Here is a 25,156-nt window from a genome sequence, read left to right as displayed (position 1 = left end):
CGGCTCAGGAGGAGGTGGATGCCCTGCTCGAGGTATGGACTGCCGCGGCAGTGGCAGCAGAAGTGGCAGCAGAAGTGGCAGCAGAAGTGATGGCAGCGGCGATCGCATCGGCATCCAGGAGCGTCCTGGCTCCCGCTCCGAGCGGGGCTCCGGCCTCGGCCGCGATGGCCGTACCCCATTGGACCGATGCCAGCTGCAGCCCGATCACGAACAGGGATCCCTGCTCCCGTCCCGTGTTGTCCACGGCCCGGTAGGGCGGTGCGGTGACATCGAGTCCGGCGGAGGTCACCGGGACGCCGTCCTCCGCCATGAAGGTGCGTGGACGCACGGTGCCCTTCGCAAGGAGGTCCCGCATCAGCGGGGAGAGACTCGTGGACACGCGGTTCGCCGGCATCATCGCCTCGACGAGGTAGCGGGCGGTGAACGCCTCCCTCCTCACCCAGGGCGAGGCCGCACGGAACAGCCCTTCGTCCGGGTCGAAGCCGAAAGCCGGGTTCGGCCCCACGAAGCGGACGATCCCCGCACGCACCAGCGCCGCAAGCTGCGCGATCCGCAGCGGCGGTGGCCCGCTCGCCAGCCCCTCCACGAGGGGCTCGAACCAGCCGCGCAGCTCCGCATTCCACGACGCACCGGAGATCCCGCCGTCGGCCACGACCTCCTTGATCACCGACCGGCCCGCGTTCATGGCACCGATCGCCATCTTGAGGGGATCGTCCTCGCCCCTGGCCGAGCCCGCAGCATCCTCGTCGAGGTACGCCAGGACCGCCGCGGAGAATTCCTCGCCGTCGTCGAACCGGCGTCCCGCGAAGGGATGCGCGAGGCTCTCGACGTCGATGCGTCGGTCCGCCGGAACGAGCGCGCCGATCGCCGCCGCAGCCGCGGCCTCCCACGCCGGGCCCTCGAGATTCAGCGCCGCGTCGAGCTCGCCGAGCAGCACGTCGGGCGTACTCGTCAGGCAGTGCGGTTCCGTGCGGCAGAGTGTCGAGTAGTACGCCCAGAGGGTGTCGCGATGCAGCAGGGGCCAGAGATCGTGATCGAAGCCCGGCTGGATACCCGACCGGCGGAAGGCCAGGACGCGTTCCACGGTGCAGAACCTCAGCCGGACGCTCCGAGGGATGTAGGACTCGAGGGACGCCTTGGCCCGGTAGGGCACGCCCCGGCGGGAGGCGGCCACGAGGCGCGGTTCCTTGCCGGACGGCGTGTACTCGAGCCGGCCGTCCCCGGCGCTCGAGAAACGGCCGCCCCTGCCCTCCGTCACCTGGATCATGGCGTCGAAGAAGTTGAGCCCCAGGCCCCGGATCAGGACGGTCTTGCCGGCGGGCAGCCGGTTCCACGCCACGTCTGCGGGTACGGCGGGCGGCCAGTACTGGAGACCGTGCCTGGCTGCCGCGTCCTGGAGCTTCTCCTGCTCGGGTGTCAGGGTCGCTGGGAGATGCCCGACGGCGAGCACCACGTCGTCGGCCCGGAGGACCTGGCCGTCGTCGAGCCCGATGTCCCACCCCTGCCCGGCTGCACGGTCTGCCCGGTCTGCCCGGTCTGCACGGTCTGCACGGTCTGCCCGGTCTGCCCGGTCGAGGCTGACCGCCTCCTTGCGGTGATGGACGATCGAGACTCCGGAAGGCGCGAGGCGCACCACCTCGCCGAACACCCAGGTGAGGTACCGGCCGTAAAGGGCCCGGCTGGGGAAGCCGCTGGAGGTGAGCGTCGTGCACTCCGTGCGATCGTCGACGGTCAGGCCACCGATCAGCCCGTCCACGACGCGCCTGCGCCACGCATCGAAGGACAGTGCCACGGGCGGCGCCGCCATCCGGTCCGCGGCATCGCCGACGGGCACCACGGTCGGGTACAGGCAGGGGGTGTTCATGAGGAACAGCCGGGACTGGTCCGTGCGCCAGATGTGGCCGGGCCCCGGTTCGTGGGGCTCGACGACGTGGATGACGAGGTCCGGAGCAGCTTCACCTCGATGCCGGTGACCCGCGACGAGCCGCTCCACCACCGACGTGCCGCGGGGCCCGCCGCCGATGACGGCCACCTGCCGCGCCTCCCTGTTGTCCACGCGTCAAGAGTATCCAACGCGTCCGGCCGAGCCCGCCGTACCCGTCGCCCGCGACGGCCACCCCTCCGGAGGCCTGCATAGGATGGGCGCATGACGCAGCCCACGGAGTCGTCCGCGACCACAGAGACCACCGATGATCCATTCCTCTGGCTCGAGGACATCTACGGGGAGAGGCAGCTGGCCTGGGTCCGCGGCGAGAACGCAGTGACCGAGCAGGCCCTCGTCACGCCGGGGTTCGAGGACAGCGAGCAGCGCATCCTGGAGGTCCTCGACTCCACCGACCGGATCCCGATGGCCGGGAAGCACGGCGACTTCTACTACAACTTCTGGCGGGACGCCGAACACCGTCAGGGCGTCTGGCGTCGCACCACCTGGGACAGCTACACCTCGGCGGCCCCGGACTGGGACGTCCTCCTCGACGTCGATGCCCTGAGTGCGGCTGAACGGACGGAATGGGTGTGGTCGGGCGCCCTGTTCCTGCGTCCCGAGGAGGGCAGACCGCACCAGAGGGTCCTCGTGGTCGTCTCACCCGATGGTGGGGACGCGGCCCGCTACCGTGAATTCGACCTCGGCAGCCGCTCCTTCGTCGAGGGCGGCTTCGACGTCCCGACGGCGAAGAGCCGCATCAGCTGGGCGGGCCCTGATGCCCTCTACGTCGGTACGGACTTCGGCCCCGGCTCCATGACCTCCAGTTCCTACCCGCGCACCGTGCGGATCCTCACCCGTGGCGGGGACCTCTCGACGGCCGAGCCGTACTTCGAGGTGGACGAGGACCACATGGTGGCCCTGGTGCTGCACGATCCGACCCCGGGCTTCGAGCGGGACCTCGCCGTGGACACCCTCGACTTCTACACCCGCCGCAGCTATCTCCGGGAGGACGGAGTCTGGCGGCTGATCGAGGTGCCGGAGGACGCCTCCATCTCGCTGCACCGCGAGTGGCTGGTGGTTCGCCCCCGCTCCGACTGGGCGGTCGAGGGCACCACGTTCGGTGGGGGTGCGCTGCTCGTCATCGGGTTGCGGGCCTTCCTCGACGGCGACCGCTCCTTCGAGGTGGTCTTCGAGCCGGATGCCACCACGTCCCTGCAGTCCTGGAGCTGGACCCGCAACCACCTGCTGCTCAACCTCCTGCACGACGTCTCGTCGGAGATCCGTATCCTCGACCCGTCGGACGGCTGGAAGGCGGAGCTGCTGGATGCCTGTCCGCCGCTCCACTCCGTGGACGCCTACGCCGTCGACGACGAGGACGATCTGGCGGGTGACGACTACTGGCTCATCGCGACCGGGTTCCTGACGCCGTCGACCCTGTACAGGGGCACGATCGGAGGAGGCCACTCGGTGGTGAAGGCCTCTCCGTCCTCCTTCGACGAGGACCTCTTCACGGTCGAGCAGCATTTCGCGGTCTCGAGCGACGGCACGCGCGTGCCCTACTTCCAGATCGCCACACATGGCCTCCGGCTCGACGGCAACAATCCCACGCTGCTGTCCGGGTACGGCGGCTTCGAGCACTCCATGACGCCCGCCTACAGCGGCGTCATCGGGCGGGGATGGCTCGAGCGGACGACGCCCGAGGGACGACACGGTGTCTACGTGCTGGCGAACATCCGCGGCGGTGGCGAATACGGACCGCGGTGGCACCACGCCGCCCTCCACGCCGACCGCCACCGGGCCTACGAGGACTTCGCGGCCATCGCGGCCGACCTCGTGGAGCGCGGGGTGACCCGGCCCGCCCTGCTGGGCTGCACCGGCCGGAGCAACGGCGGGCTGCTGGTCGGCAACATGCTCACCACCTATCCCCAGCTGTTCGGTGCCATCTCCTGCGGCGTCCCTCTACTGGACATGCGGCGCTACTCGAAGCTCTCCGCGGGCTACTCGTGGATCGCGGAGTACGGCGATCCGGACAAGCCCGAGGAGTGGGAGTACGTGCGGACCTTCTCGCCGTACCACCTCCTGCGAGACGACGTCGAGTACCCGAAGACGCTCATCTGGACGGCGACGAGCGACGACCGCGTGGGTCCGGTGCAGGCGCGCAAGATGGCCGCGAGGATGAAGGAGATGGGAATCGGGGACGTCTGGTTCCACGAAGCGCTCGAGGGCGGTCACGCCGGCGCCGCCGACAACCGCCAGGCGGCCCGGATGCACGCCCTGAGCTTCGAGTTCCTGTGGCGGGCGCTGACGGGCTTCCTCTGAGGGATGGCCAGGACGGGGTCGCTTCGAGCGGCCCTCGAGGGCCGCAACCGACGCCAGACCGGCGGTTTTGCTCTTGCCGACCCCTTCTGGGTAACCTTGGGAGGCTAGAGATAGCCGATGGAGACGTGCCAGAGCGGCCGAATGGGCTTCACTGCTAATGAAGTGTGGGCCTAAAGCCTACCGGGGGTTCAAATCCCCCCGTCTCCGCTGGAAAGCCCCCGTGCGAACGGGGGCTTTTTCGCTGTCCGGCCGTCTACGCCTTCAGGGCGAGCGCGAACGGCAGCACGCCTTCGGCGCCGGCCGCGCGGAGCGCCCGGCCGGCCTCGGTGATGGTCCAGCGGCTGTCGGCGAAGTCGTCGACGAGCAGCACCGGCCCGGGATTCGCCGCGAACCAGGCCGCACCCTCCTCGGGAATGGCGAAGTGGTCCCACACCTGGGCGAGGCGGAAGGCGCTGTTGCCACCCGGCTGTCCCTGCGGGAAGCCGTGGGGCGTGGTCAGCTGCCCGAGGTAGGGGATGCGTCCCACCTCGGCGAGTGCCGTCGCCAGGGAGCCGATGAGCTGCGGACGCCGACGCGACGGGACGCTCGCGACGGCGACCGGCCGCTCGGCCCAGCCCCACTGCGCCAGCACCCGCACCACGGCCTCGACGACGGCAGGATCCAGCGGTGCGTCCGCCGTGGAGTCCGCCATGAGTTCCCGCAGCCTGTTGCCCCAGCCGAGATCCGTCAGGCGCGCCAGGGCCCTGCCGGGGAGGCTCGTCTCGCCGGGCTTGAGTTTCCCCTTGAGCGGTACGCCGAGCTTGTCCATGCCGCTCGGCCACTGGCCTCTCGGCTCCAGCTCGACGCCGACGCGGCTGAGGGCCTGGTTCGCGGAGTCCGAGGCCTCATGGGCCACCTCGTCCGAGTACCAGGGCCCGGCGCAGTTGTCGCAGCGCCCGCAGGCCGTGGCCGCCGGGTCGTCCAGCGACCTCGACAGGAACTCCATGCGGCACCCGCTGGTGTTCTCGTAGTCGAGCATGGCCCGCTGCTCCACGACGCGCGCCTCGCTGATGCGCCGGTACCGGTCGGCGTCGTACGTCCACGGCGTACCGGTGCTCTCCCATCCGCCCGTGACCTTGCGGACGGCGCCGTCGACGTCGAGCACCTTGAGCAGGAGTTCGAGGGGCGAGCGCTTCAGGTTCACGCGCGTCTCGAGCGCCGGCGTGGACAGGACGACGCCGGGCTCCAGGGCGTCGAGCACCCGGACGGCCGCGTCCTCGGACGGCATGGAGGCGGTGGCGAAGTACTCCCAGATGTCGCGGTCCTCGGCCCCCGGCAGCAGGAGGACGTCGGCGTTGGGCGTCCCGCGGCCGGCGCGGCCCACCTGCTGGTAGTAGGCGACCGGCGACGACGGCGCGCCGAGGTGCACCACGAAGCCGAGATCCGGCTTGTCGAATCCCATGCCGAGCGCGCTCGTGGCGACGAGCGCCTTGACCTCGTTGTTCTTCAGTGCCGCCTCGGCCGCCTCCCGGTCGGCGGGGTCGGTGCGTCCGGTGTAGGCCCGGACCGCGTGGCCGTTCTCCCTCAGGAGGCGGGCGGTGTCCTCGGCGGCGGACACCGTGAGCGCGTAGATGATGCCGCTGCCCGGCAGGTCGGACAGGTGTGTGAGGAGCCAGGCGAGGCGCGAGCGCGGGCTCGGCAACCGGAGGACCCCGAGCCGGAGGGACTTCCGTGCGAGCTCGCCGCGCAGGGTGAAGACGTCGGTACCGCCGGCACCGAGCTGCTCCTCGACGTCCTCCACCACCCGGGAGTTGGCCGTGGCGGTGGTCGCGAGGACGGGGACGCCCTGCGGCAGTCCCATGATGAGGTCGCGGAGCCTGCGGTAGTCGGGGCGGAAGTCATGCCCCCAGTCGGAGATGCAGTGGGCCTCGTCGATCACGAGCAGACCCGTCCGCCGCATCAGTTCGGGCAGGTACAGCTCCCGGAACGACGGGTTGTTCAGGCGCTCGGGCGAGACCAGCAGGACATCCACCTCGTCCGCCTGGAGCTTCGCCGTGATGTCCTGCCACTCGGTCTGGTTCGCCGAGTTGATGGCCACGGCACGTACACCGGCGCGTGCAGCAGCGGCCACCTGGTCCCGCATCAGTGCGAGCAGGGGCGAGACGATGAGCGTCGGGCCGGCCCCCCTCGATCGCAGCAGCAGGCTCGCCACGAAGTACACCGCGGACTTGCCCCATCCGGTCCGCTGCACCACGAGCGCGCGCCGACCGCTCTCGACGAGCGCCTCGATGGCCTCGAACTGTCCGTCGTGGAACCGTGCCTCGGGCGAGCCGACGAGGGTGTGCAGGATGGCGGTTGCTTGCTCGTTCAGGGTGGTGGTGGGCGACATGCCCCCAGTATCCCAGCCACCTCCCCCACTCGCCCCGGGCTCCCCCGCCATGTGGGCAACGGGCGTCCTGACACCACCCGATACACTTCCAAGCGTGATTACACTCCTCGACCTCTCTGCATCCTTCAAGGCCTATGACGTGCGCGGGATCGTCGGCGAGACCATCACCGTCGACTCCGTCCGGGCCGTCGGAGCAGCCTTCGTGGATTCCCTGGACCTCGCGGGCGAGACCATCCTGGTCGGAGGCGACATGCGCCCGTCGTCGCCCGAATTCTCGAAGGCCTTCTCCGAGGGAGCCACGCGCCGCGGCGCGAACGTCCTCTTCCTCGATCTCATCTCCACCGACGAGCTCTACTACGCGAGCGGGACGCTCGACGCCGCCGGCGTGACCTTCACGGCCAGCCACAACCCGGCCGAGTACAACGGCATGAAGATGACGCGACCCGGCGCCGTCCCGGTGTCTTCCGAGACCGGCCTCGCCGACGTGCAGGAGCGCGCGGAGCGCTACCTCGCCGATGGCAGCATCCCGGCGGTGGAGGTCCAGGGCGAGACCAGCGTCCGTGACGTCCTCGAGGAGTACTCGCGCTTCCTGCGAGGGCAGGTGGACCTCTCGTCGTCGCGCCCGCTCAAGATCGTCGTCGACGCCGGCAACGGCATGGCCGGCCTGACCACTCCCGCGGTGCTCGGCGACCGCCTGCTGCCGGCCCTGCCCTTCGAGATCGTGCCCCTGTACTTCGAGCTCGACGGCTCGTTCCCCAACCACCCAGCCAACCCGCTGGAGCCGGAGAACCTTCGTGACCTGCAGGCCGCCGTCGTGGAGCACGGCGCGGACATCGGGATCGCGTTCGACGGCGACGCCGACCGCTGCTTCATCATCGACGAGCTGGGCCGGCCGGTCTCACCGAGCGCCATCACGGCGATGGTCGCCCGCCGCGAGATCGCCCGCGCGCAGGCGGCCGGCGAGGCCGAGCCGGTGATCATCCACAACCTCATCACCTCACGCGCGGTACCGGAACTGATCCGGACCGACGGCGGCCGCCCCGTCCGCACCCGTGTGGGCCACTCGTTCATCAAGGCTGTCATGGCGAAGGAGGGCGCGGTGTTCGGTGGCGAGCACTCGGCGCACTACTACTTCCGCGACTTCTGGAACGCGGACACGGGCATGCTCGCGGCCATGCACGTCCTGGCCGCGCTCGGCGAGCAGGACGGCCCGCTGTCGGAGCTCGGCCGCGAGTACGAGCCCTACTTCTCCTCCGGCGAGGTGAACTCGAAGGTCGCCGACCTCCAGGCGTCCATCGCGCGCGCCCGCACCGAGTTCGAGCAGGACGGCGTGGTGGTGGACGACCTCGACGGCCTCACCTTCACGCCCGACCACGGTGACTGGTGGTTCAACCTGCGCCCCTCGAACACCGAGCCGTACCTCCGCCTGAACGCCGAGGCGGTGGACCCGCAGACCCTCGAGGACCTGGTGCAGCGCGTCCTCGCCGTGATCCGCGACTAGCGGAGCGCCACCGGCACCACAACCTGCAGCACAGTCGGCACCACCCATGACGGCACCGACGACGGAACCGCCGACGGCACCGACGACGAGAGGCCCCTTCCATCGGAAGGGGCCTCTCCTGCGAGGGACCGTCAGGCGTTGCTGAAGCGCTGCTTGAGCTCGTCGAGCTGGCCCCTGAGCTCGGGGGGCAGGGACTCCCCGAAGCGGTCGTACCACTGCCCGATCCCCTCGAGTTCCTCGGCCCACTCGACGGCGTCGACATGCACGGCCGCCTCGACCTCCGCAGGCGTCATGTCGAGCCCGCTCACGTCCAGCGCGTCGCCCGTGGGGACGTACCCGATGGGCGTCTCGACGGCATCCGCCGTGCCCTCGAGCCGCTCGACGACCCACTTGAGGACGCGGGAGTTGTCGCCGAAGCCCGGCCAGGCGAAGCCGCCGGACGCCGTCCGCCGGAACCAGTTGACGAGGAAGATCTTCGGCAGGCGAGCCTGGTCCGCGCCGGCGCTGAGGGTGAGCCAGTGGCGCAGGTAGTCACCGGCGTCGTACCCGATGAACGGGAGCATCGCCATCGGGTCGCGCCGCACGCGCCCGATCTCGCCGGCGGCTGCGGCCGTCGTCTCGGACGAGAGGGTGGAACCCATGAAGATCCCGTTGGCCCAGCTGCGGGACTGGGTGACGAGGGGGACGGTCGTCTTCCGGCGCCCGCCGAAGAGGATCGCGGAGAGCTCGACGCCGTCGGGCCGGTTGAACTCCTCGGCGAGCATGTCGATCTGGTCGATCGGCGTGCAGAACCGGGCGTTCGGGTGCGCGGCGGGATGGTCCATCCCGGCGGTCCAGTCACGGCCCTGCCAGTCGGTGAGGTGCTCGGGCACCTCCTCCGTCATGCCCTCCCACCAGACGCCGCCGTCGTCGGTGAGCGCCACGTTCGTGAACACCGAGTTGCCCTTGGCGATCGCACGCATCGCGTTCGGGTTGGTGTGCCAGCCGGTGCCGGGCGCGACGCCGAAGAGGCCGGCCTCGGGATTGACCGCCCGCAGCTCGCCCTCCTTGCCGAAGCGCATCCAGGTGATGTCGTCGCCGAGGGTCTCGACCTTCCAGCCGTCGATCGTGGGATCGAGCAGGGCGAGGTTGGTCTTGCCGCAGGCCGACGGGAAGGCTGCCGAGAGGTAGTAGGTCTTGTCCTGCGGCGAGGTGAGCTTGAGGATCAGCATGTGCTCGGCGAGCCAGCCCTCGTCCCGCGCCATGACGGATGCGATCCGCAGGGCGTAGCACTTCTTGCCGAGCAGGGCATTGCCGCCGTATCCGGAGCCGTAGGACCAGATGGAACGTTCCTCGGGGAAGTGCACGATCCACTTCTCCTCGTTGCACGGCCACGGCACGTCGGCCTGGCCGGGCTCGAGCGGGGCGCCGAGCGAGTGCAGCGCGGGCACGAAGGGCGCGTGCAGCTCCGTCATGCGGTCCAGGACGGCGGTCCCGATGGTGGCCATGATGCGCATCGAGGTGACCACGTAGGCGCTGTCGGTGATCTCGACCCCGAACTTCGGGTCCTCGGCGTCGAGGTGTCCCATGACGAAGGGGATGACATACATGGTGCGCCCGCGCATCGACCCGGTGAACAGGCCGGTGAGCTTGACCTTCATCTCCCCGGGATCCATCCAGTTGTTCGTGAATCCGGCTTCCCGCTCGTCCGTTGAGCAGATGAAGGTCTGCTCCTCCACGCGTGCAACGTCCTTGGGATCCGAGAACGCGGCGAAGGAGTTGGGAAAGGTCTCGGGGTTCAGCCGGACGAAGGTGCCTGCGTCGACGAGCTCGTCGGTCAGCCGCGTGTTCTCCGCCTCGGAGCCGTCGACCCAGACCACGTCGGCGGGCTGGGTCAGTTCCCGGACCTCCTGGACCCAGGCGAGGAGGCCCGGGTGGGTCGTCGGTGCCGCTCCTGGCTCGGACGCGCGCCGGGCGCCGTCCTCGGTGGTCGTGATGCCGGATGCGGACTGCCGTACGGGATCGCCCATGGATCTTCCCTTCGTCGGGTGCTCGATGTGTACCGATGCTAGGGGCGCCGTGTTTCCGATCCGGGGCGGATGCGCGAAACATCGGGAGTACGCTGGGCTCGATCCGCGCAGCATCAATGATGTCGAGCGCTTACGCTCCCCCGGTCTGTGACGAAGGTCACGTAGACCGGTCTAGTCGCAGATGAACGAGCAGACTGATTAGGCGTCACGCACGATCCACGCTAAAGTTGTCTACGGCCAAACGGCCCGCTCGTAGGACGGATTCGCAGCGCGAATCGGCGACCTACGGATGCGTGCGTAGCTCAACGGATAGAGCATCTGACTACGGATCAGAAGGTTGGGGGTTCGAATCCCTTCGCGCGCACCACGGTTCTGACGGACCACAGGAAGGCCCCGGCTCAGGTCGGGGCCTTCTTCATGTGGTTGCCCACCCGCCGGGTCGGTGGAAAGCTCTGCCTATGAGCGAATCGAAGACCACGGATGTCATCATCATCGGCGCCGGCGCAGTGGGCGAGAACGTCGCGGGGCGGGTGGTGCAGAAAGGCCTCACCGCAGTGCTGGTCGAGTCCGATCTCGTGGGCGGCGAATGCTCCTACTGGGCCTGCATGCCCTCCAAGGCCCTTCTCCGCCCGGGTACGGTCCTGAATGCGGCCCGCGCCGTCGCCGGTGCGCGTGAGGCCGTCACCGGCACCATCGATCCGCAGCAGGTCCTCGCCCGTCGCACGTCCTTCACCTCCGGCTGGGACGACGCGTCGCAGGAGGAGTGGGTCGCTTCTGCCGGCATCGCGCTCGAGCGCGGCTGGGCCACCGTCACCGGCGAACGCGAAGTGAGCATCCGCCACAAGGACGGGTCGGAGAGCCGGTACCGCGCGGCGCACGCCGTCGTCCTCGCGACAGGATCGACGCCGACCATCCCTCCCATCGAAGGGCTGGCGGATCTCGACTACTGGACCACGCGGGAGGCGACGTCGGCCGAGACGGTTCCTGCGAGCCTCGCGGTCCTCGGCGGCGGTGTCGCGGGGGTCGAACTGGCCCAGGCCTATGCCCGCCTCGGGGCCGAGGTGACGGTGATCGCCCGGAGCGGCATCCTCGGCACCTATCCCGCGGAGGCGTCCGGGCTCGTGCTCACAGCCCTCCGCGGCGAGGGCATCGCCGTCCTGACCGATACCGCGACGAATGCCGTGCGGAAGGTGGACGGGATGTTCGTGCTGGACGTCGGGGACGGCGGCACCGTCACCGCCGAACGCCTTCTCGTCTCCACCGGACGCCACCCCCACACCACGGGGCTGGGGCTAGAGGAACTCGGACTCGAACCGAAGAAGATCCGTGGCGACGCCACGGGCCTGGTGCCTGACGCCGGGGGCTGGCTCTACGCCGTCGGCGACGCCGGCGGGAGGGTGCAGCTGACGCACCAGGGCAAGTACGAGGCCCGGATGACCGGGGACGCGATCGCGGCCCGCGCCGCGGGCACGCTCGGCGCGACCGCCGAGGACTGGAGCCCCTACGCCGCGACGGCCGACGACGTCGCCGTCCCCCAGGTGGTCTTCACCGATCCCGAGATCGCGATGGTCGGCCGCACGCTCGAGCAGGCCCGGAAGGACGGCGTCAACGCGTCGGAGACCTCCCTGCCGATCGCCGTCGCCGGATCGTCGCTGCACGGCGACGACTACTCGGGCTGGGCGCAGATCGTCGTCGACGAGGACAGCAAGGTCCTGGTCGGCGTGACCTTCGCCGGCCCGGAGGTCTCGGAACTGTTGCACTCGGCGACGATCGCCGTCGTGGGTGAAGTACCGCTGCACCGCCTGTGGCACGCCGTCCCCGCCTACCCGACCGTGAGCGAGGTCTGGCTCCGGCTGCTCGAGAAGTACGGGATGTAGCCGCCGGCGCTAGCGGAGGGTGGAGGCCCGCCGGACCACGAAGTCCGTCACGTCGGCGTCGCGCCCGTCGAGCTCGGCCCACTCGCCGTCGTACGTCAGCACGGTGAGGCCCGCCGTCGGGTAGTCCGTGGCCAGGTCCATCACGGCACGCTCGTCCGAGTTCACGGAGGCCAGGCGCATGGCGAGTTCCTGGACGCCCGGGTTGTGGGCGATCACGAGCAGGCTGGTGACGGTCGGCGGCACGTGGTTGATGAGCGCGAGCATCTCGGACGGACGGGCCGCGTACAGCTCGTCCTCGAGCTTCGGTGTCGGAGCCCTGTCCCCCAGCTCCTTGCAGATCCAGGTGCAGGTCTGCCGTGTCCGCAGCGCGGAGGAGACGAGGATGGAGTCCGGGACGGAGTCGTGCTCGACCATCCACCGGCCGATCAGGGGCGCATCAGCGTGGCCGCGAGAACTCAGGGAACGCTCGTGGTCGGACACGCCCTCCTGGAACTCGGCCTTCGCATGGCGCAGGAGCATGAGCTTCTTCAGGTGGTGGGAGGCCATTCCCGCAGTCTATGGCTTCCCGTGGCCCTGCAGCAGGCTAGATCGAGTACTCCGGAGCGGCCCAGACGACCACCTCGGGGTGGTCGTAGAAGCGGTACCCCTGGCCCCGGACGGTGCGGACGGTGTTGGCGAGCCGCCCGAGCTTCGAGCGGAGCCGGCGGATGTGCACGTCGATGGTGCGTTCGTTGGGCACCTCGTCCGCATTCCGCCACAGGCCGCTGAGGAGCTCCTCGCGCCCCACGGTGCGGGTGGCGTTCTCCACGAGGTAGTTGAGGAGCTCGAACTCCTTGAACGTGAGGTTCAGCGTCTCCCCGTCGAGGTGGACCTCACGGCGCGAGAGGTCGATGAGCACCCCGGTGGGCCGGGCGGGCTGCGGCTGGGCCTGGGCCGCCGTGGCCTCGGCCCGCGGCCGCCGGGCGACCGTGGGATCGCCGAGCGCCGCACGCACGACGTCGATGTCGGAGCCGGGCGCATCGGCGGGCGCCAGTGCCACGGCCGCGTGGCTCTCCGCCGTCGGGACCAGGGAGCGGACGTAGGCTCGGACATCCTGCGCGAGCTTCGCGAACGTGGTCCCGGCCTCGGCCGCGGTGGCCTCGTCGAGCGCCACGTACAGCACGAAGCCCCGCGCGGTCGTGTCACCGGTGACGGCCTGGGGGCCGGGGACACCGTTGGGTGCCACGACGGGGATGGGGGCGCTCATCGGCTGGGTGTCGGCGCCGGGCACCGCCTGGAGCCTGTGCGAGCCCAGGGCGTGCGGCTGGAAGGCCGGGGCGAACTGCTGCCGGACCTGCCGACCCTGCGGCGAGCGGAGGGAGATATGGACGTAGCCTGGGTTCACTGACATGGAAGCAACCTCGTGAAGTGTGCCGTCATCGCGGCTCGAATGCGGGATGTGCCCGGTCGGGATGAAGAATGATGCCCGCCGTTGGGCTTGAAGTGCGTGGATCGGGTGTGATCGTTACGCGTGCATTCGATAACAGCGGAGTGCCGCCCGGGACATGGCGCCCGGGGAGGGAACTACGGCTGCAGATGCGTGTGAGGTGATGGTCACGTGACGAATTATTGCACGTAACAATCGCCTACGCGCAAGTAACAATGCTCCGGAGTCCAGCATGCGGTCAGCCGGCCCTGTGGACGGGCGGGAAGGCCATATCAGGAACGGGGCTCCGTGGCCCGCTTTCGTCCGCCGACATGAGCCGTATGGCTCCCTTCGTCCACTCGAGGACGCCTGAGAGGCTCATTCGGGGATCATCTCATGACCCGTCAGAACGGGCAGGACCTATGGAGGGCACTTTCGGTCCGTCAGGCGGACACCCTCTCCTCGCGCTTCCGCCCTGCCCGTGCCAGCAGGAACAGGACCGAGCCCACGACGACGTAGGCCAGCGCCCCCAGCCACACGACGCCGGTCTGCTGCGCCAGGAGCACGACGCTCGCGATGATGGCGAGCACCGGCATGATGCGCGGGACCGAGAAGTGGGGATGGTCCACCGTGTCCTTCTTGAGGACCAGGACGCTCACGTTGGCCGACAGGAACACCAGGAGCAGGAGGAGCACGGTGGTCTCCGCCAGGGTCGAGACGTTGCCGATGAGCGTCAGGACGATCGTCAGCCCGGCGACGACGACGATCGACACCCACGGGGTGCGGCGCTTCGGCAGGCAGCGCCCGAACGCCCGCGGCAGCAGGCCCGCCTCCGCCAGGCCGTAGCCCACCCGGCTCGCCATCACCATGAACAGCAGGGCTCCATTCGCGATCGCCACCAGCGCGATGATGCCGAAGAGCCACGGCGGGACGGCCACACCGCTGGCCGTCACGACGTCCAGCAGTGGGGCGGTGGACACCGCCAGCTCGGCCGGCGGCAGCACGATCACCGCGCCGACCGCGATCAGCAGATAGACGACGGCTGCCGTGCCGATGGCTCCGAACAGGGCACGGGGGTAGGCCCTCGAGGGGTTCTTCACTTCCTCCGCCATGTTCGCAGCCGCCTCGAAGCCCAGGAAGGAGAAGAAGGCGATGACCGACGCCGCGAAGGCGCCCTGCAGCGCCGGTACCTCGGGCGCGAACTCGAGGAGCCTCGACGGTTCCCCGTTGCCGCTTCCGAACACCACGGCGGCGAGGACGATCACGAGGACGAGACCTGTCACCTCGATGACCGAGGCGATGAGATTCGCGGTGAGGGATTCCTTGACGCCGCGGAGGTTGATCAGCGTGAGCAGGACGATGAACACCACCGCCGCCGGAGCCGCCGGCACATCGATGAGCGCGGCCAGGTAGTCGCCGGCGAAGGCGTTGGCCAGCGCTGCAGCCGTGGTGATACCGGACGCCATCATGAGGAAGCCGACCAGGAAGGACAGGTAGGGGATGTTGAAGGCACGCTCGGCGTATCGCGCTGCGCCCCCGGCGTGCGGGTACTTGGTGATGAGCTCGGCATACGTTCCGGCTGTCAGCAGGGCCACCACCAGCGCGATGAGCAGCGGAAGCCAGATCACCCCGCCCACGTCGGCTGCCATGCTGCCGACCAGCGTGTAGATCCCTGCGCCGAGGGTGTCACCGACGATGAAGGCGAAGAGCAGCGGCGCACCGATGGCCCGCTTGAGCGCGCCCTCCGTGCTGGGCTCGGACGTGCTGGTCCCGTTCGTCATCGCCCCATTGGACCGGCTCGCGGCGACGGGCGCAACCCTTCGACGTGGACCCTTCCGCGGGAGCAGCATCTATCGCCGCGCGATGATCTGTGCAGCAGGGCGTCGTGGCAGTTAGCCGACGACGCCGTACAGGCGGTCGCCGGCGTCGCCCAGGCCGGGGACGATGTAGGACTTCTCGTTGAGCTTCTCGTCGATGGACGCGAGCACGATCGTGACATTGCGGCCGTCGAGCTCCTCCTGCAGCGTCGCGAGCCCCTCGGGGGCAGCGAGCAGGCAGATGCACGTGATGTCCGCGGCGCCGCGGGCGAACAGGAACTTGATCGCTTCACGGAGTGTGCCGCCCGTGGCCAGCATCGGGTCGAGGACGAAGACCTGACGGCCCGTCAGATCGTCGGGGAGGCGTTCGGCGTAGGTGATGGCCTCGAGGGTCTCCTCGTTGCGGGCCATACCCAGGAACCCGACCTCGGCGGTCGGGACGAGGCGCGTCATGCCCTCGAGCATCCCGAGTCCGGCGCGGAGGATGGGGACCACCAGCGGCGTGGGCTTCACCAGGCCGGTTCCCTCGGTCCTCGTGACGGGCGTCTCGATGTGCACCGTCTCGACACGGACGTCCCGCGTGGCCTCGTAGGCCAGGAGGGTGACGAGCTCCTCGGTGAGGAGGCGGAACACCGGCGACGACGTCTCCTTGTCCCGGAGGACCGTGAGTTTGTGGGCTACCAGGGGGTGGTCGACTACCAGTACGCGCATGGGTCAAAAGTACCATTGGAGCCATGCCCCTCTCCCTTGCGCCCGCCGACCCCCGGCACCGGTCATGGATGGGATCGGCCCTCGAGGCGGCCGAGCGCACGCGGGCGGGTGGGGACGTCCCGATCGGCGCCGTCGTCGTCGGACCCGACGGCTCCGTGCTCGGCACGGGCTGGAACCAGCGCGAGGAGCTCGGGGACCCGACGGCCCACGCCGAGGTGCAGGCCATCCGCGCCGCCGCCGCTGCGACGGGTGCCTGGCGGCTCGAGGGCTGCACCCTCGTGGTGACGCTGGAGCCGTGCGCCATGTGCGCCGGCGCGTCCGTCCTGGCGCGCATCCCCCGTGTGGTGTTCGGCGCCTGGGACGGGAAGGCCGGAGCATCGGGATCGGTGTTCGACGTGCTCCGCGAGCCCCGGCTCAATCACTGGACCGAGGTGTTCCCGGGTGTTCGTGAGGAGGAGTGCGCGCACCTGCTGAGGGAGTTCTTCGTCACCCGACGGGCCGGTCCCGCGAATACTGCGTAGGCTGAGGAAATCCGCAGTATCCCCCTCGAAGGAGCAGACGTGGCAGATCAGCAGGACGGTTTGAAGGAAGTACAGGACATCCTCGGCAAGGCCGACATCGCGATCCTCACCACCGTGAACCTCGACGGCCAGCTCGTGAGCCGGCCGCTGGCCCTGCAGGCCAAGGACTTCGACGGCGACCTCTGGTTCTTCACGGAGGATCCCTCTCCCAAGGCGGACGAGATCTGCGCCAACCCGCAGGTGAATGTCTCGGCGAGCACGGGCAAGGGCTATGTCTCCGTCGCCGGTACGGCGACGCTCACCAAGGACCAGGCGAAGATCGACGAGCTCTGGGGACCCTCGGTCTCCGCATGGTTCGAGGACGGCCGCGACGATCCCTCCGTCGCCCTCATCCACGTCGACGCCCACACCGCCGAGTACTGGTCGATGGACGCACCCCGTGTCGTCTCGGCCGTCAAGATGGTCAAGGGACTGGTGACGGGAAGCAAGCCGAGCTCGGGCAAGAACGACGTCGTCGAGCTCCCCTAGCCTCCCACCGATCCCGTTTTGGGACTCGGGCGCTGCACCCGGTAAAGTAGCGGCGTTGGTGACGTGTCCGAGCGGCCGAAGGTGCAACACTCGAAATGTTGTTTGGTGTAAAAGCCAACGTGGGTTCAAATCCCACCGTCACCGCCACCCGAGAAGGCCCCGGTTCCCTGCAGGTAGGGGAACAGGGGCCTTCTTGCTGCTCGGGAAGGGACGAAGCAGCGTCAGGCGCCCGGCGGGCACGCGCTCACCTCAGTGGACGACGTCGTAGACGACCTTCAGCACGCCATTGGGGTAGGCCTCGGACTCGCGCAGATGCAGGTGCTGCCGGTCCGTGTCCGCCGTACTGAAGAGTCCCTTTCCTGCACCCAGCAGGACGGGGAACACCAGGAGGTTGTACCGGTCGATGAGATCGGCCTCGGCCAGGGCCCGCGCGAGCTCGGCGCTCCCGTGCACGAAGATCGCACCGCCGTCGCCTTGCTTGAGTGCGGCGACGTCCTCGACGGAGCGCAGGATCTCCGTCGGGCCCCACCCATCGACAAGCGAGTGCTCCTCCAGACCTGTCGAGACCACGTACTTGGGGAGGTCCTTGTACGCCGTGTGGTCCTCGGAGCCGATCCAGACCGGGGCGAACGCCTCATAGCTCCGGCGCCCGAACATGAGCGCCGTCGTCTCCTCCAACTCCTCACCCTTGAGGGCGAAGGCCTCGGGCAGGAACTCGGTACTGAGCACCCATCCGCCTCCGCGGTGACCCTCTTCGACACCGCCAGGTGAATCGACGACTCCGTCGAGCGACATGAATCCCGTCCACACCAGTTCCCGTGACATCAGATACCTCCATTGCGTCGTCCCATCGCTTACCCGTCCACGGTAGACGCGGCATGCAGCAGGATCTCATCGGTCGCTCCTGATTGTCGCTGTGATGAGGGCTGGGAGCCCTGGTTCTCCAAGGGGCACCACCGTCGGCGCCTTTGTCGATGTCCCACCGCGGCGGATGGAAGAACTCCAGGGTCGACCCCAAGGATTGAGGGCGACGGGCGTGCCGGAACGGTCGGCTCCGGCCGACGTGCGGACCGTGACCGACCGCACCATCCGGACGCCTTGACCCTGTTCCCGGCACAGCCTCTTCAATGGTGAGCACCTGGAATAATCCAGCCCGGCACAACGCTCTTGACGCCACGAATAGAACGTGGTAAAAGCGGCGGAACAACCCGCCTCCGCTGCCGCGAGAGACGAAGGAGAACATCGTGGACAACCCGTACGAAGGCATCAGGGAATGGGTGCAGCAGCTGCCCGAACTGGTCCAGCCGCTCGGCGTCGGCGTCGCCGGCATGGTCCCCTATATCGAGGGTGAGGGTGCGGCCGGCATCGGCATCATCCTCGGGATCAACCCGGTGGTGGCGGCACTCGCAGCGATGATCGGCAACTTCCTGAGCGTGCTCGCCGTCGTGACCATCAGTTCGCGTGTCCGCCAGAGAGTCGTGGCCGGTCGCGGGAACGACGGCGCGACGACGTATCCTGCATCCGGCGCTCCGTCGGAGCGGCGCGCCAAGGGCCAGCGCCGGCTGCAGGGCTGGCTCTCCCGATTCGGTGTACCGGGCGCGAGTCTCCTCGCCCCGCTGGCGCTCCCCACGCAGCTCACCGCCGCGTTCTTCGCAGCATCCGGGGTCCGGACGGAGCGGGTCCTGTTCTGGCAGGCGATCGCCATCCTCCTGTGGACCGGCGTCATCGCGGCCCTCGCGACCGGGTTCGTGGGGTTCCTCGGCTGGTGACGGCGATACTTGACGGACCGACGGGCGTGGCGCGACTGCGGAAGGACGGACGAGCATGGCGTGGAGTACGCGGGAGATCGCCGAACTGGCGGGGACGACGGTCAACACGGTCCGTCACTACCACCAGGTCGGGCTTCTCGAGCAGCCGGACAGGATGTCCAACGGCTACAAGCAGTACCAGGTCCGGCACCTCGTCCGTCTCCTGAAGATCCGCCGGCTGAGGGACCTGGACGTTCCGCTGGACCAGATCGACGAGGTGACCCTCGACGGACATTCCTCCTCCGAGGCACTGAGGGCCATCGACGCGGACCTTGCGATGAGCATCGAGAGGCTGCAGCGCGCCAGGGCGGAGATCCAGGCGATCCTGCAGGGCTCATCGGTGACCGGGGTCCCTGCCGGATTCGAGGACGTGGCACCCCGGTTGTCCGAGCCGGACCAGTCCCTGATGCTGATCTACTCCCAGTTGTACGACCACGAGGCGATGCAGGACCTGCGGACCATGATCCGGGAGGACCCGGAGTCGCCGGGCAGGGAGTTCGACGCGTTGGCCCCTGATGCCGACGAACCAGCCCGTGCAGAACTCGCGGAGCGCTACGCACCGACCATCGCGAAGGCCCTCCGGGACTACCCATGGCTCACGGAGCCGGGGAAGCACCTGTCCAAGAGCGTGGAGGTCACCAGGAACACGGTCGTCGAATCGCTTGCGGCCCTCTACAACCCGGCGCAGCTCGACGTCCTGGCGCGGGCAAGCGCCCTCGCCGGCGTAGCTCTCGCGGAGGAGCAGGTCACCGCCGGGAAGCAGACGTCCTGACATCGGTGACGGAAGCGCCCGCGAGCGGCACATCCGACACACGGCCTCCGCCGTTCGGCACGGCCGGGCCATCAACCCTCGCCGGGGGACCCGCGGAGCGGACGCCGCGGCTCCCCCGGCGAGTCCGCCCGGAGAGGACCGGACTCACAACGCGGTGTCCTGGCCCGTCTTCGACAAGGTGAAGATGCCGTAGCGCATCGCAACCGTGCGGTAGGCCAGGATCAGGCGGGGAAGGCTCAGCATGAAGACGCGGTTGCGTCCGCGGGCGGCGAGGTGACGCGTCTCGCGGTCGACGAACAGGGCCTTGAGGAACCGGCCGACGCAGATCGTCCAGGTGCGTGCGACCCTGCGGCTGACGTCCTCGTAGCCGATCACCGTGAAGCCGGCCGCCTCCGCCAGCGCCTCGTACTCCTCGCGCGTACCCACGGAGGGCAGGCGGCCCTCCCTGCAGATCGGCTCGAGGAGATGCCGCACCTTCCACCTGCCGGCGCCGGTCTCGGCCAGCCAGGCGCAGACGACGAAGCGGCCACCGGGAGCGAGTACGCGGTGGGCCTCGCCGAAGAACCCGGCTTTGTCCTCCATGTGCTCGCTCGACTCGATGGCCCACGCAGCGTCGGCGGAGGCTCCGGCCAACCCGTTGACGAGCCAGTCACCGAGCCGCACGTCGACGCCGTCCATGGGACGCGATGCGGCATACTCCGCCTGCCCGGCCGAGAGCGTGAAGCCGGTCACCCGGACGCCGTGGGAGGCCGCGAGTTGCCGGGCCGTCGATCCGTAGCCGCAGCCGATGTCGACGCACTCCTCCCCGGGCCGGAGGTGCAGTCGATCGGCGACCGTCTCACTGAGCGCGTCGACGGCCTGGGCCGGCGACTCGCGACCCGTGGTCCAGAGCCCGTGGTGAACGTGCTCACCCCATACCCTGCGGTAGATCGGATCGAGCTCGTCGTAGTGATCCGCGACCGCCGCGGTGGTCTGGGAGCTGGCTGGGATGATCACGCCGTCACGCTACCGCCCCGATCCATACCACCGGAAGGGGCGGGCACGACGACGATCGACGCCCGGCCCGGCGCCCACCGGCTCGCGTCCCCGGCCAGGAGTGCCGGCGTCAGTCCTCGTCGCCGGCCGCGGCAGCCTTGATAGCGTCCTTCTCGGCGCGCAGGGTCTCCGTCTCGTGCTGCTCCTCGGCCTTCTCCTGCCGGATGACCACCGCGAACAGCTTCTCCATCTCCTTGGCGACGCCCGCTGCCGACGCCGGGTTCTGGCCGGTCACCAGGCGGTCGTCGACCACGACCTTCTCCTCGAAGACATCCGCCGACACGTGGGTGGCGCCCTGCTCCTCGAGCCGGTCCGCCAGGAAGAAGGGGATGACCGTGTCCTTGCCCGCGGCGACCTCCTCGTCGTTGGTGAAGGCGGCCACCTTCCGGCCCTCGACGAGGCGGAACCCGTTGTCCAGCTCCACGTTCACCAGCCCGGCCGGCCCGTGGCAGACCGCTCCGACCAGGCCGCCTGCGTCGTAGACGCTCGCCACCAGCTTCTGGAGACCTTCGCTGTCCGGGAAGTCCCACATGGTCCCGTGCCCGCCCACGAGGTAGACGGCGTCGTACTGGGCGGGGTCGACGACGTCGACGCGGGCCGTGTTGTAGAGACCGGCACGCGTGGTCTCGTCCTCCGTGAAGGCGACCTGCACGGGATCCGAGGTGTCCACCTCGTCGCGCGGAGGCTGCCCGCCCTGGATCGATGCGAAATCGACGAAGTGCCCGGAGTCCGTGAAGACCTTCCAGGGATGGGCGGCCTCGGCCACGTTGTAGCCGGTCTTCTCCCCGGTGTCGCCGATCTCGGAAACGCTGGTCAGAACCATGAGGATCTTCTTCATGGGGTGCTCCTCTCGTCAGCCTCCCACCCTACGCCCGGCCCCGCCGCACGCCGTCCGGCGTCGTCGTCGTCGTCGTCGTCGTCGTCGGCGCACCGTCACGGCCGTCCGCGCACCCCCAGTCCCGCCGCCGCCAGCCGCCGTCCGGCCTCCTCGGGCGCGACGTACTCCCCGACCGTCGGTCCGGACCCGAGCGTGGCGACGGACGTGACGATCGTGTGCGGGTACACGTGGACCAGGTTGAAGCCCTGCGCGGCGTCCCTCCCGCGGATGCCGCCGACCGGCACGGTGAGGTCCTGCGTGTAGCAGGTGGACGGCGCCACCGACACGGGGATGCCGGCGAAGAGCGACGATGACGGGAAGTGCACGTGCCCGCCGAGGATCAGCCGGATGGCACTCCCCGCCACCACCTCGGCCAGCCGGTCCTGCCGCCGCAGCTCGGTGAGGACCGCGAGATCCTGCACCATGGGGATCGGCGGATGGTGGAGCGCCAGGATGCTGCCCTCGGGCGCCGGGCGTGACAGCTCGGCCTCGAGCCACGCGAGCTGGCCGTCGTCGAGCTCGCCATGATGGTGTCCGGGCACGGAGGTGTCCAGCGTGATGACGCGGAGCCCCCCGAGCCGGTAGCAGCGGTGCAGCGGCGTCTCCTCGGGCGGTTCGCCGAGGAGCACCGATCGCAGGGCAGGCCGGTGGTCGTGGTTGCCCATCAGCCAGATCACCGGGGCGTCGAGACGCGCCGCGAAGGGCTCGACGACGTCGCGCAGCGCCCCGTACGCCTGCGGATCTCCCGAATCCGTGAGATCGCCGGTGAAGATCAGGGCATCCGGCCGGAGCCCTGATGCGCCGATCCCGGCGAGGAGACGGGCGAACCGGTCGCGGCCGTCCACTCCGCCGTAGAGCAGGCCGTCGGCCACGAAGTGGGTGTCGCTGAAGTGGAGGAGGAGGTGATCGGCGGGAGGATGCTCCCGGGAGAGGTGCGCATCCCCCCGCCTGCTGGCCGTCGGCATGGCGCTAGGCGGTCGCCTCGGCCGTGGCACGCTCCGGCGTCGAGCGTTCGCGGCCGAAGACCTGCTGGTCCATCAGCTCGGCGATCCGGTTCCAGTCGTGCCGCTTCAGCAACCGCCGGAGCTCGGGTGACGGCTTCTCGCCGGCCCTCCCCAGCAGGTCCTGGCATGCGGCCGCGAAGCCGTCGGCATCGTCCTGCAGGTCCACGACCCCCGGGAAGTCCGCGACGACGTCCGGCACCCTGGTGGAGACGACGGGCAGCGCCGAGGCGAGGTACTCGAGCGTCTTCGTGGGGCTGATCGACTTCGTGGCCTCGTTGAGCGCGAACGGCATGAGCGCGACGTCGAACTGCGCCATGTGCCCGGGCAGGTCCTCGTAGGCCTGCTGGCCGAGGTAGGCGATGTTCGGCGCCTGCGGCAGGTCCGATTCCTCGATCTTGCAGATGGGGCCGACCATCCGGATCTCCCACTCGGGCAGGCGCTCGGCGAGCCCCGCGACCAGGGCGAAGTCGATCCGCTCGTCGAGCACCCCCACGTAGCCGGCCACCGGCCGGTCGCGCCCGGGATCGGCCTTCCGGGCCGTGGCCGCGTAGTGGCCCACGGACACGCCGCTGGGCACGAGGTGGGCGTCCTCCCTCCCCTGCTTCACCACCGAGCGGTGCAGCGACCGCCCGCCGGCGAAGACGACGTCGGCCCGCTTCAGCGCCTGCCGCTGGCGGACGAGCAGCTCGGGGGCCGCGTTCCTGAAGGCGGCGAGATCGTCCATGACGTCGTAGACGAGGGTGGTCGGCTCGAGGGCGAGAGCCGCCTCCAGGACCAGCGGGGTGTAGATCCACACGACACGGTCGCCCGAGGGCGGGCCGATCAGCGCGGGTAGCTGCTCCACGTAGTCGGGCATGACCTCGTCGAAGAAGCCCACGTGCCGGCCCTGCTCGGGGATCTCCAGGAAGACGCGCGTGAGACCGTCCGCCTCGGCGATGCCGAGGCGGTTCTGCGTGACCTCCACGTCGGGAGGCGTGAGGGGCTCCTCGACGAACCAGGTCTTCCGGCCCGGAGCCTTGTTCAGGCGTGAGACGAGCTGCTGCGGCCGCTGCCAGACCCAACCCCAGCGCAGGTGTGACAGGACGATGAGTTCACTGTGCATCGACGATCCTCAATTCCATTCGTGTGGTGGTGCGGGGAAGGCTTGAACCGATGTCGGTCCCGGGCGGCTGCTGCCAGTCCCAGTGGGCCATCTGCGGCCGGTAGCCCTGCAGCCAGGTCGCCACGGGTTCGGCGAGCCGGTAGGCGGGCAGGTCGGCGGACCGCACTCCCTGGGCGGCGAGCGCGTACGACGTCGACATGACCGACGTGTGACGCCGGAGGTCCGCGTCGAGCCAGTACACGCCGACGGGGTCCACCTGTCCCTCGCAGCGGAAGAGCAGCGAGTTCCAGTCCGTGGAGTCGACGACGGGGAACCAGCACACGCCGTCCATCGCCACGCCGCGGGCCTGCGCGGCCTCGCACTGCTCGAGCACGTACTTCAGCCAGGTGGCACGATCCGCGGTATGGCCGCGGACGTTGGTCTCCGTCAGCATGCACGGCATCCCGTAGCGCTCCCAGTACTGCAGGATCTGGTCCGAGAGCGGCAGCGGCGTGGGTGTCGGGGCCGTGCCGCCGGCCTCGGAGAAGTCCCACTGGCAGTGGGCGTAGTAGTCGAGGCCCAGGACGTCGATCGTCCCCGTGGGCAGGGACAGGAGGCGCTCGCCACCCACGGCGGCGAGGTCCCTGCCCAGCTGGCTGTCGACGTCGTACCCCCTGCCGAGGAAGGCATCGATGACCAGGAACCGGCGGTAGTTGGCCATGTCCGCGTACCGCTGCCCCGATGCGTCGGAGCCGGTGTGGAACTCGCACGTGTCGACCCAGACGTGCCGGGCGTCCGGCAGCAGGTCGCGATAGAGGGCCGAGGCCGTGGCCACCGCGGGCATCACGTTGAGGATGAGGTCCACGAATCCACGGAGCCCGGAGTGGTAGGGCGGCCAGATGGCCTCGTGCCCGCAGAGGAACAGGGTGGAGAACGGCTCGTTGAAGAGCGTGTACTCCTCGACCCACGGATACCGGCGGGCGAAGGCCTCCGCGTACCGCAGGTAGGCGGCTCCGAAGCGGTCGTCCGCGAAGCCGTCGGTGAGCCAGGCGGGATAGCTGGTGTGGTGGACGAGATCCACGATCGGGCGGAACCCCTCGTTGCGCAGGTACGCCATCACCTCGTCGGTGGAGGACCAGTCGTAGCTCCCCTCCACCTCCTCGATCCGGTGCCACCGCACGGGATACCGCAGCCGCGTGATGCCGGAGCGGGACAGCAGCCCGAGATCCTCGCGCCACCGGAGGTCGTGCTCCGTCGTCTCGAAGATGTCGCGGTCGTGGGCGGGCATGAAGGTGCTCTCGAATCCGCCGATGATCTCGAGGGGCCTTCCCGCCTCAGACACGTCCGTCACCGGCCCGTCGCGCACCCAGTTCCTCGTAGACGACGTCGAGCAGTTCGGCAGCGCGCAGGTTCAGGCGCCGCGACTCGTCGAGGTCGGCATCGAGCCGCACCACCTCCGCGCGCAACTGCTCCACGGCCGTGCGCAGCGCATCCAGCTGGAGTGCGAGATCGTCGTGTTCGGTGACCTCGAACCGCAGGCCCCCATCCCCGACCGCGGTGGTGTCCATCGTCTCCGTCAGATCCGTCGTATCGGTCATG

At 69.5% G+C, this 25,156-nt stretch carries 21 protein-coding genes and 3 tRNA genes; 10 read left to right on the top strand and 14 right to left on the bottom strand.

Features of this window, described 5'->3' with window-relative positions; genetic code table 11:
- Positions 1 to 4: 4 nt before the first annotated feature.
- On the bottom strand, positions 5 to 2,056 hold the full coding sequence (locus FNH21_RS13110; protein WP_191931956.1) for an FAD/NAD(P)-binding protein: 2,052 nt from the start codon (positions 2,054 to 2,056) through the stop codon (positions 5 to 7).
- A gap of 90 nt (positions 2,057 to 2,146) precedes the next feature.
- On the opposite strand from FNH21_RS13110, the gene FNH21_RS13105 reads away from it, so the two are divergent.
- Both FNH21_RS13105 and FNH21_RS13100 read left to right on the top strand, forming a co-directional pair.
- Positions 2,147 to 4,243 carry a prolyl oligopeptidase family serine peptidase gene (locus tag FNH21_RS13105; RefSeq protein ID WP_152816370.1) on the top strand — a complete coding sequence of 699 codons (2,097 nt, stop codon included), beginning with the start codon at positions 2,147 to 2,149 and terminating at the stop codon, positions 4,241 to 4,243.
- Positions 4,244 to 4,362: 119 nt separating this feature from the next.
- Positions 4,363 to 4,450 (top strand) — tRNA-Ser (locus tag FNH21_RS13100).
- Between the two features lie 46 nt (positions 4,451 to 4,496).
- On the opposite strand, the gene FNH21_RS13095 is transcribed toward FNH21_RS13100, so the two are convergent.
- Positions 4,497 to 6,611 (bottom strand): RecQ family ATP-dependent DNA helicase, encoded by a 2,115-nt coding sequence (locus FNH21_RS13095; protein WP_152816368.1) that lies wholly within the window; start codon positions 6,609 to 6,611, stop codon positions 4,497 to 4,499.
- Between the two features lie 94 nt (positions 6,612 to 6,705).
- On the opposite strand from FNH21_RS13095, the gene FNH21_RS13090 reads away from it, so the two are divergent.
- Complete coding sequence (locus FNH21_RS13090) at positions 6,706 to 8,112, top strand: phosphomannomutase/phosphoglucomutase (protein ID WP_338403278.1); 1,407 nt, start codon at positions 6,706 to 6,708, stop codon at positions 8,110 to 8,112.
- A gap of 131 nt (positions 8,113 to 8,243) precedes the next feature.
- Here FNH21_RS13090 and FNH21_RS13085 read toward each other — a convergent pair whose 3' ends face one another.
- On the bottom strand, positions 8,244 to 10,121 hold the full coding sequence (locus FNH21_RS13085; protein ID WP_152816366.1) for a phosphoenolpyruvate carboxykinase (GTP): 1,878 nt from the start codon (positions 10,119 to 10,121) through the stop codon (positions 8,244 to 8,246).
- A 291-nt stretch (positions 10,122 to 10,412) separates the two neighbouring features.
- Between FNH21_RS13085 and FNH21_RS13080 the strand changes: the two genes are divergently transcribed.
- Both FNH21_RS13080 and FNH21_RS13075 read left to right on the top strand, forming a co-directional pair.
- A tRNA-Arg gene (locus FNH21_RS13080) sits at positions 10,413 to 10,488 on the top strand.
- A gap of 91 nt (positions 10,489 to 10,579) precedes the next feature.
- On the top strand, positions 10,580 to 11,998 hold the full coding sequence (locus FNH21_RS13075; RefSeq protein WP_152816364.1) for a dihydrolipoyl dehydrogenase family protein: 1,419 nt from the start codon (positions 10,580 to 10,582) through the stop codon (positions 11,996 to 11,998).
- Positions 11,999 to 12,007: 9 nt separating this feature from the next.
- Here FNH21_RS13075 and FNH21_RS13070 read toward each other — a convergent pair whose 3' ends face one another.
- The 4 genes from FNH21_RS13070 to upp form a co-directional block, all read right to left on the bottom strand.
- Positions 12,008 to 12,544, bottom strand: a complete 537-nt coding sequence (locus FNH21_RS13070) for a SixA phosphatase family protein (RefSeq protein ID WP_152816362.1) — start codon at positions 12,542 to 12,544, stop codon at positions 12,008 to 12,010.
- A gap of 37 nt (positions 12,545 to 12,581) precedes the next feature.
- Complete coding sequence (locus FNH21_RS13065; RefSeq protein ID WP_152816360.1) at positions 12,582 to 13,388, bottom strand: winged helix-turn-helix domain-containing protein; 807 nt, start codon at positions 13,386 to 13,388, stop codon at positions 12,582 to 12,584.
- A 458-nt stretch (positions 13,389 to 13,846) separates the two neighbouring features.
- The gene (locus FNH21_RS13060; RefSeq protein ID WP_152816358.1) at positions 13,847 to 15,184 is read right to left on the bottom strand and encodes an APC family permease; all 1,338 of its coding nucleotides are present in this window, start codon (positions 15,182 to 15,184) and stop codon (positions 13,847 to 13,849) included.
- A 111-nt stretch (positions 15,185 to 15,295) separates the two neighbouring features.
- Positions 15,296 to 15,931, bottom strand: coding sequence for a uracil phosphoribosyltransferase (gene upp / locus FNH21_RS13055; protein ID WP_152816356.1), 636 nt, complete (start codon positions 15,929 to 15,931; stop codon positions 15,296 to 15,298).
- Between the two features lie 23 nt (positions 15,932 to 15,954).
- Here upp and tadA point away from each other — a divergent pair, with 23 nt between their 5' ends.
- The 3 genes from tadA to FNH21_RS13040 all read left to right on the top strand — a co-directional run bounded on the left by tadA (position 15,955) and on the right by FNH21_RS13040 (position 17,127).
- Positions 15,955 to 16,452: a tRNA adenosine(34) deaminase TadA gene (gene tadA / locus FNH21_RS13050; RefSeq protein ID WP_152816354.1), complete on the top strand. Its 498-nt coding sequence runs from the start codon at positions 15,955 to 15,957 to the stop codon at positions 16,450 to 16,452.
- Positions 16,453 to 16,491: 39 nt separating this feature from the next.
- A complete protein-coding gene (locus FNH21_RS13045; protein WP_191931955.1) occupies positions 16,492 to 16,980 on the top strand; it encodes a pyridoxamine 5'-phosphate oxidase family protein in 489 nt (162 codons plus the stop codon).
- A 57-nt stretch (positions 16,981 to 17,037) separates the two neighbouring features.
- Positions 17,038 to 17,127 (top strand) — tRNA-Ser (locus tag FNH21_RS13040).
- A 102-nt stretch (positions 17,128 to 17,229) separates the two neighbouring features.
- On the opposite strand, the gene FNH21_RS13035 is transcribed toward FNH21_RS13040, so the two are convergent.
- On the bottom strand, positions 17,230 to 17,805 hold the full coding sequence (locus tag FNH21_RS13035) for a dihydrofolate reductase family protein (RefSeq protein WP_152816352.1): 576 nt from the start codon (positions 17,803 to 17,805) through the stop codon (positions 17,230 to 17,232).
- 419 nt (positions 17,806 to 18,224) lie between these two features.
- On the opposite strand from FNH21_RS13035, the gene FNH21_RS13030 reads away from it, so the two are divergent.
- Positions 18,225 to 18,749: a small multidrug efflux protein gene (locus FNH21_RS13030; protein WP_191931954.1), complete on the top strand. Its 525-nt coding sequence runs from the start codon at positions 18,225 to 18,227 to the stop codon at positions 18,747 to 18,749.
- 55 nt (positions 18,750 to 18,804) lie between these two features.
- On the top strand, positions 18,805 to 19,560 hold the full coding sequence (locus FNH21_RS13025; RefSeq protein ID WP_152816348.1) for a MerR family transcriptional regulator: 756 nt from the start codon (positions 18,805 to 18,807) through the stop codon (positions 19,558 to 19,560).
- A gap of 144 nt (positions 19,561 to 19,704) precedes the next feature.
- Here the strand turns inward: FNH21_RS13025 and FNH21_RS13020 are convergent, their stop codons facing one another.
- The 6 genes from FNH21_RS13020 to FNH21_RS12995 all read right to left on the bottom strand — a co-directional run bounded on the left by FNH21_RS13020 (position 19,705) and on the right by FNH21_RS12995 (position 25,155).
- On the bottom strand, positions 19,705 to 20,556 hold the full coding sequence (locus FNH21_RS13020) for a class I SAM-dependent methyltransferase (protein WP_191931953.1): 852 nt from the start codon (positions 20,554 to 20,556) through the stop codon (positions 19,705 to 19,707).
- Between the two features lie 109 nt (positions 20,557 to 20,665).
- Positions 20,666 to 21,433, bottom strand: coding sequence for a type 1 glutamine amidotransferase domain-containing protein (locus FNH21_RS13015; RefSeq protein WP_152816346.1), 768 nt, complete (start codon positions 21,431 to 21,433; stop codon positions 20,666 to 20,668).
- Between the two features lie 95 nt (positions 21,434 to 21,528).
- Complete coding sequence (locus FNH21_RS13010; RefSeq protein ID WP_152816344.1) at positions 21,529 to 22,437, bottom strand: phosphodiesterase; 909 nt, start codon at positions 22,435 to 22,437, stop codon at positions 21,529 to 21,531.
- A gap of 4 nt (positions 22,438 to 22,441) precedes the next feature.
- Entirely contained in the window at positions 22,442 to 23,578 is a 1,137-nt protein-coding gene (locus FNH21_RS13005; protein WP_152816342.1) for a glycosyltransferase, read from the bottom strand.
- On the bottom strand, positions 23,568 to 24,899 hold the full coding sequence (locus FNH21_RS13000) for a family 1 glycosylhydrolase (protein ID WP_152816340.1): 1,332 nt from the start codon (positions 24,897 to 24,899) through the stop codon (positions 23,568 to 23,570). Before FNH21_RS13000 ends, FNH21_RS13005 begins: the two co-directional genes overlap by 11 nt.
- On the bottom strand, positions 24,892 to 25,155 hold the full coding sequence (locus FNH21_RS12995) for a DUF6752 domain-containing protein (RefSeq protein WP_152816338.1): 264 nt from the start codon (positions 25,153 to 25,155) through the stop codon (positions 24,892 to 24,894). The genes FNH21_RS13000 and FNH21_RS12995 overlap by 8 nt, the downstream gene beginning before the upstream one ends.
- Position 25,156: the final 1 nt, after the last annotated feature.

This window comes from Arthrobacter bussei (assembly GCF_009377195.2).
GTDB classification, from domain to species: domain Bacteria; phylum Actinomycetota; class Actinomycetes; order Actinomycetales; family Micrococcaceae; genus Arthrobacter_D; species Arthrobacter_D bussei.
The sequence above is the reverse complement of the archived record's forward strand: the minus strand, read 5'-3'. Positions and strand labels throughout refer to the sequence as shown.

Bases quoted from the DNA above. Each gene is read 5' to 3' on its own strand.
- FNH21_RS13105 (WP_152816370.1), top strand. From the start codon at position 2,147: ATGACGCAGCCCACGGAGTCGTCCGCGACCACAGAGACCACCGATGAT.
- FNH21_RS13095 (WP_152816368.1), bottom strand. From the start codon at position 6,611: ATGTCGCCCACCACCACCCTGAACGAGCAAGCAACCGCCATCCTGCAC.
- FNH21_RS13085 (WP_152816366.1), bottom strand. From the start codon at position 10,121: ATGGGCGATCCCGTACGGCAGTCCGCATCCGGCATCACGACCACCGAG.
- FNH21_RS13075 (WP_152816364.1), top strand. From the start codon at position 10,580: ATGAGCGAATCGAAGACCACGGATGTCATCATCATCGGCGCCGGCGCA.
- FNH21_RS13070 (WP_152816362.1), bottom strand. From the start codon at position 12,544: ATGGCCTCCCACCACCTGAAGAAGCTCATGCTCCTGCGCCATGCGAAG.
- FNH21_RS13065 (WP_152816360.1), bottom strand. From the start codon at position 13,388: ATGTCAGTGAACCCAGGCTACGTCCATATCTCCCTCCGCTCGCCGCAG.
- FNH21_RS13060 (WP_152816358.1), bottom strand. From the start codon at position 15,184: ATGACGAACGGGACCAGCACGTCCGAGCCCAGCACGGAGGGCGCGCTC.
- upp (WP_152816356.1), bottom strand. From the start codon at position 15,931: ATGCGCGTACTGGTAGTCGACCACCCCCTGGTAGCCCACAAACTCACG.
- tadA (WP_152816354.1), top strand. From the start codon at position 15,955: ATGCCCCTCTCCCTTGCGCCCGCCGACCCCCGGCACCGGTCATGGATG.
- FNH21_RS13035 (WP_152816352.1), bottom strand. From the start codon at position 17,805: ATGTCACGGGAACTGGTGTGGACGGGATTCATGTCGCTCGACGGAGTC.
- FNH21_RS13025 (WP_152816348.1), top strand. From the start codon at position 18,805: ATGGCGTGGAGTACGCGGGAGATCGCCGAACTGGCGGGGACGACGGTC.
- FNH21_RS13015 (WP_152816346.1), bottom strand. From the start codon at position 21,433: ATGAAGAAGATCCTCATGGTTCTGACCAGCGTTTCCGAGATCGGCGAC.
- FNH21_RS13010 (WP_152816344.1), bottom strand. From the start codon at position 22,437: ATGCCGACGGCCAGCAGGCGGGGGGATGCGCACCTCTCCCGGGAGCAT.
- FNH21_RS13005 (WP_152816342.1), bottom strand. From the start codon at position 23,578: ATGCACAGTGAACTCATCGTCCTGTCACACCTGCGCTGGGGTTGGGTC.
- FNH21_RS12995 (WP_152816338.1), bottom strand. From the start codon at position 25,155: ATGACCGATACGACGGATCTGACGGAGACGATGGACACCACCGCGGTC.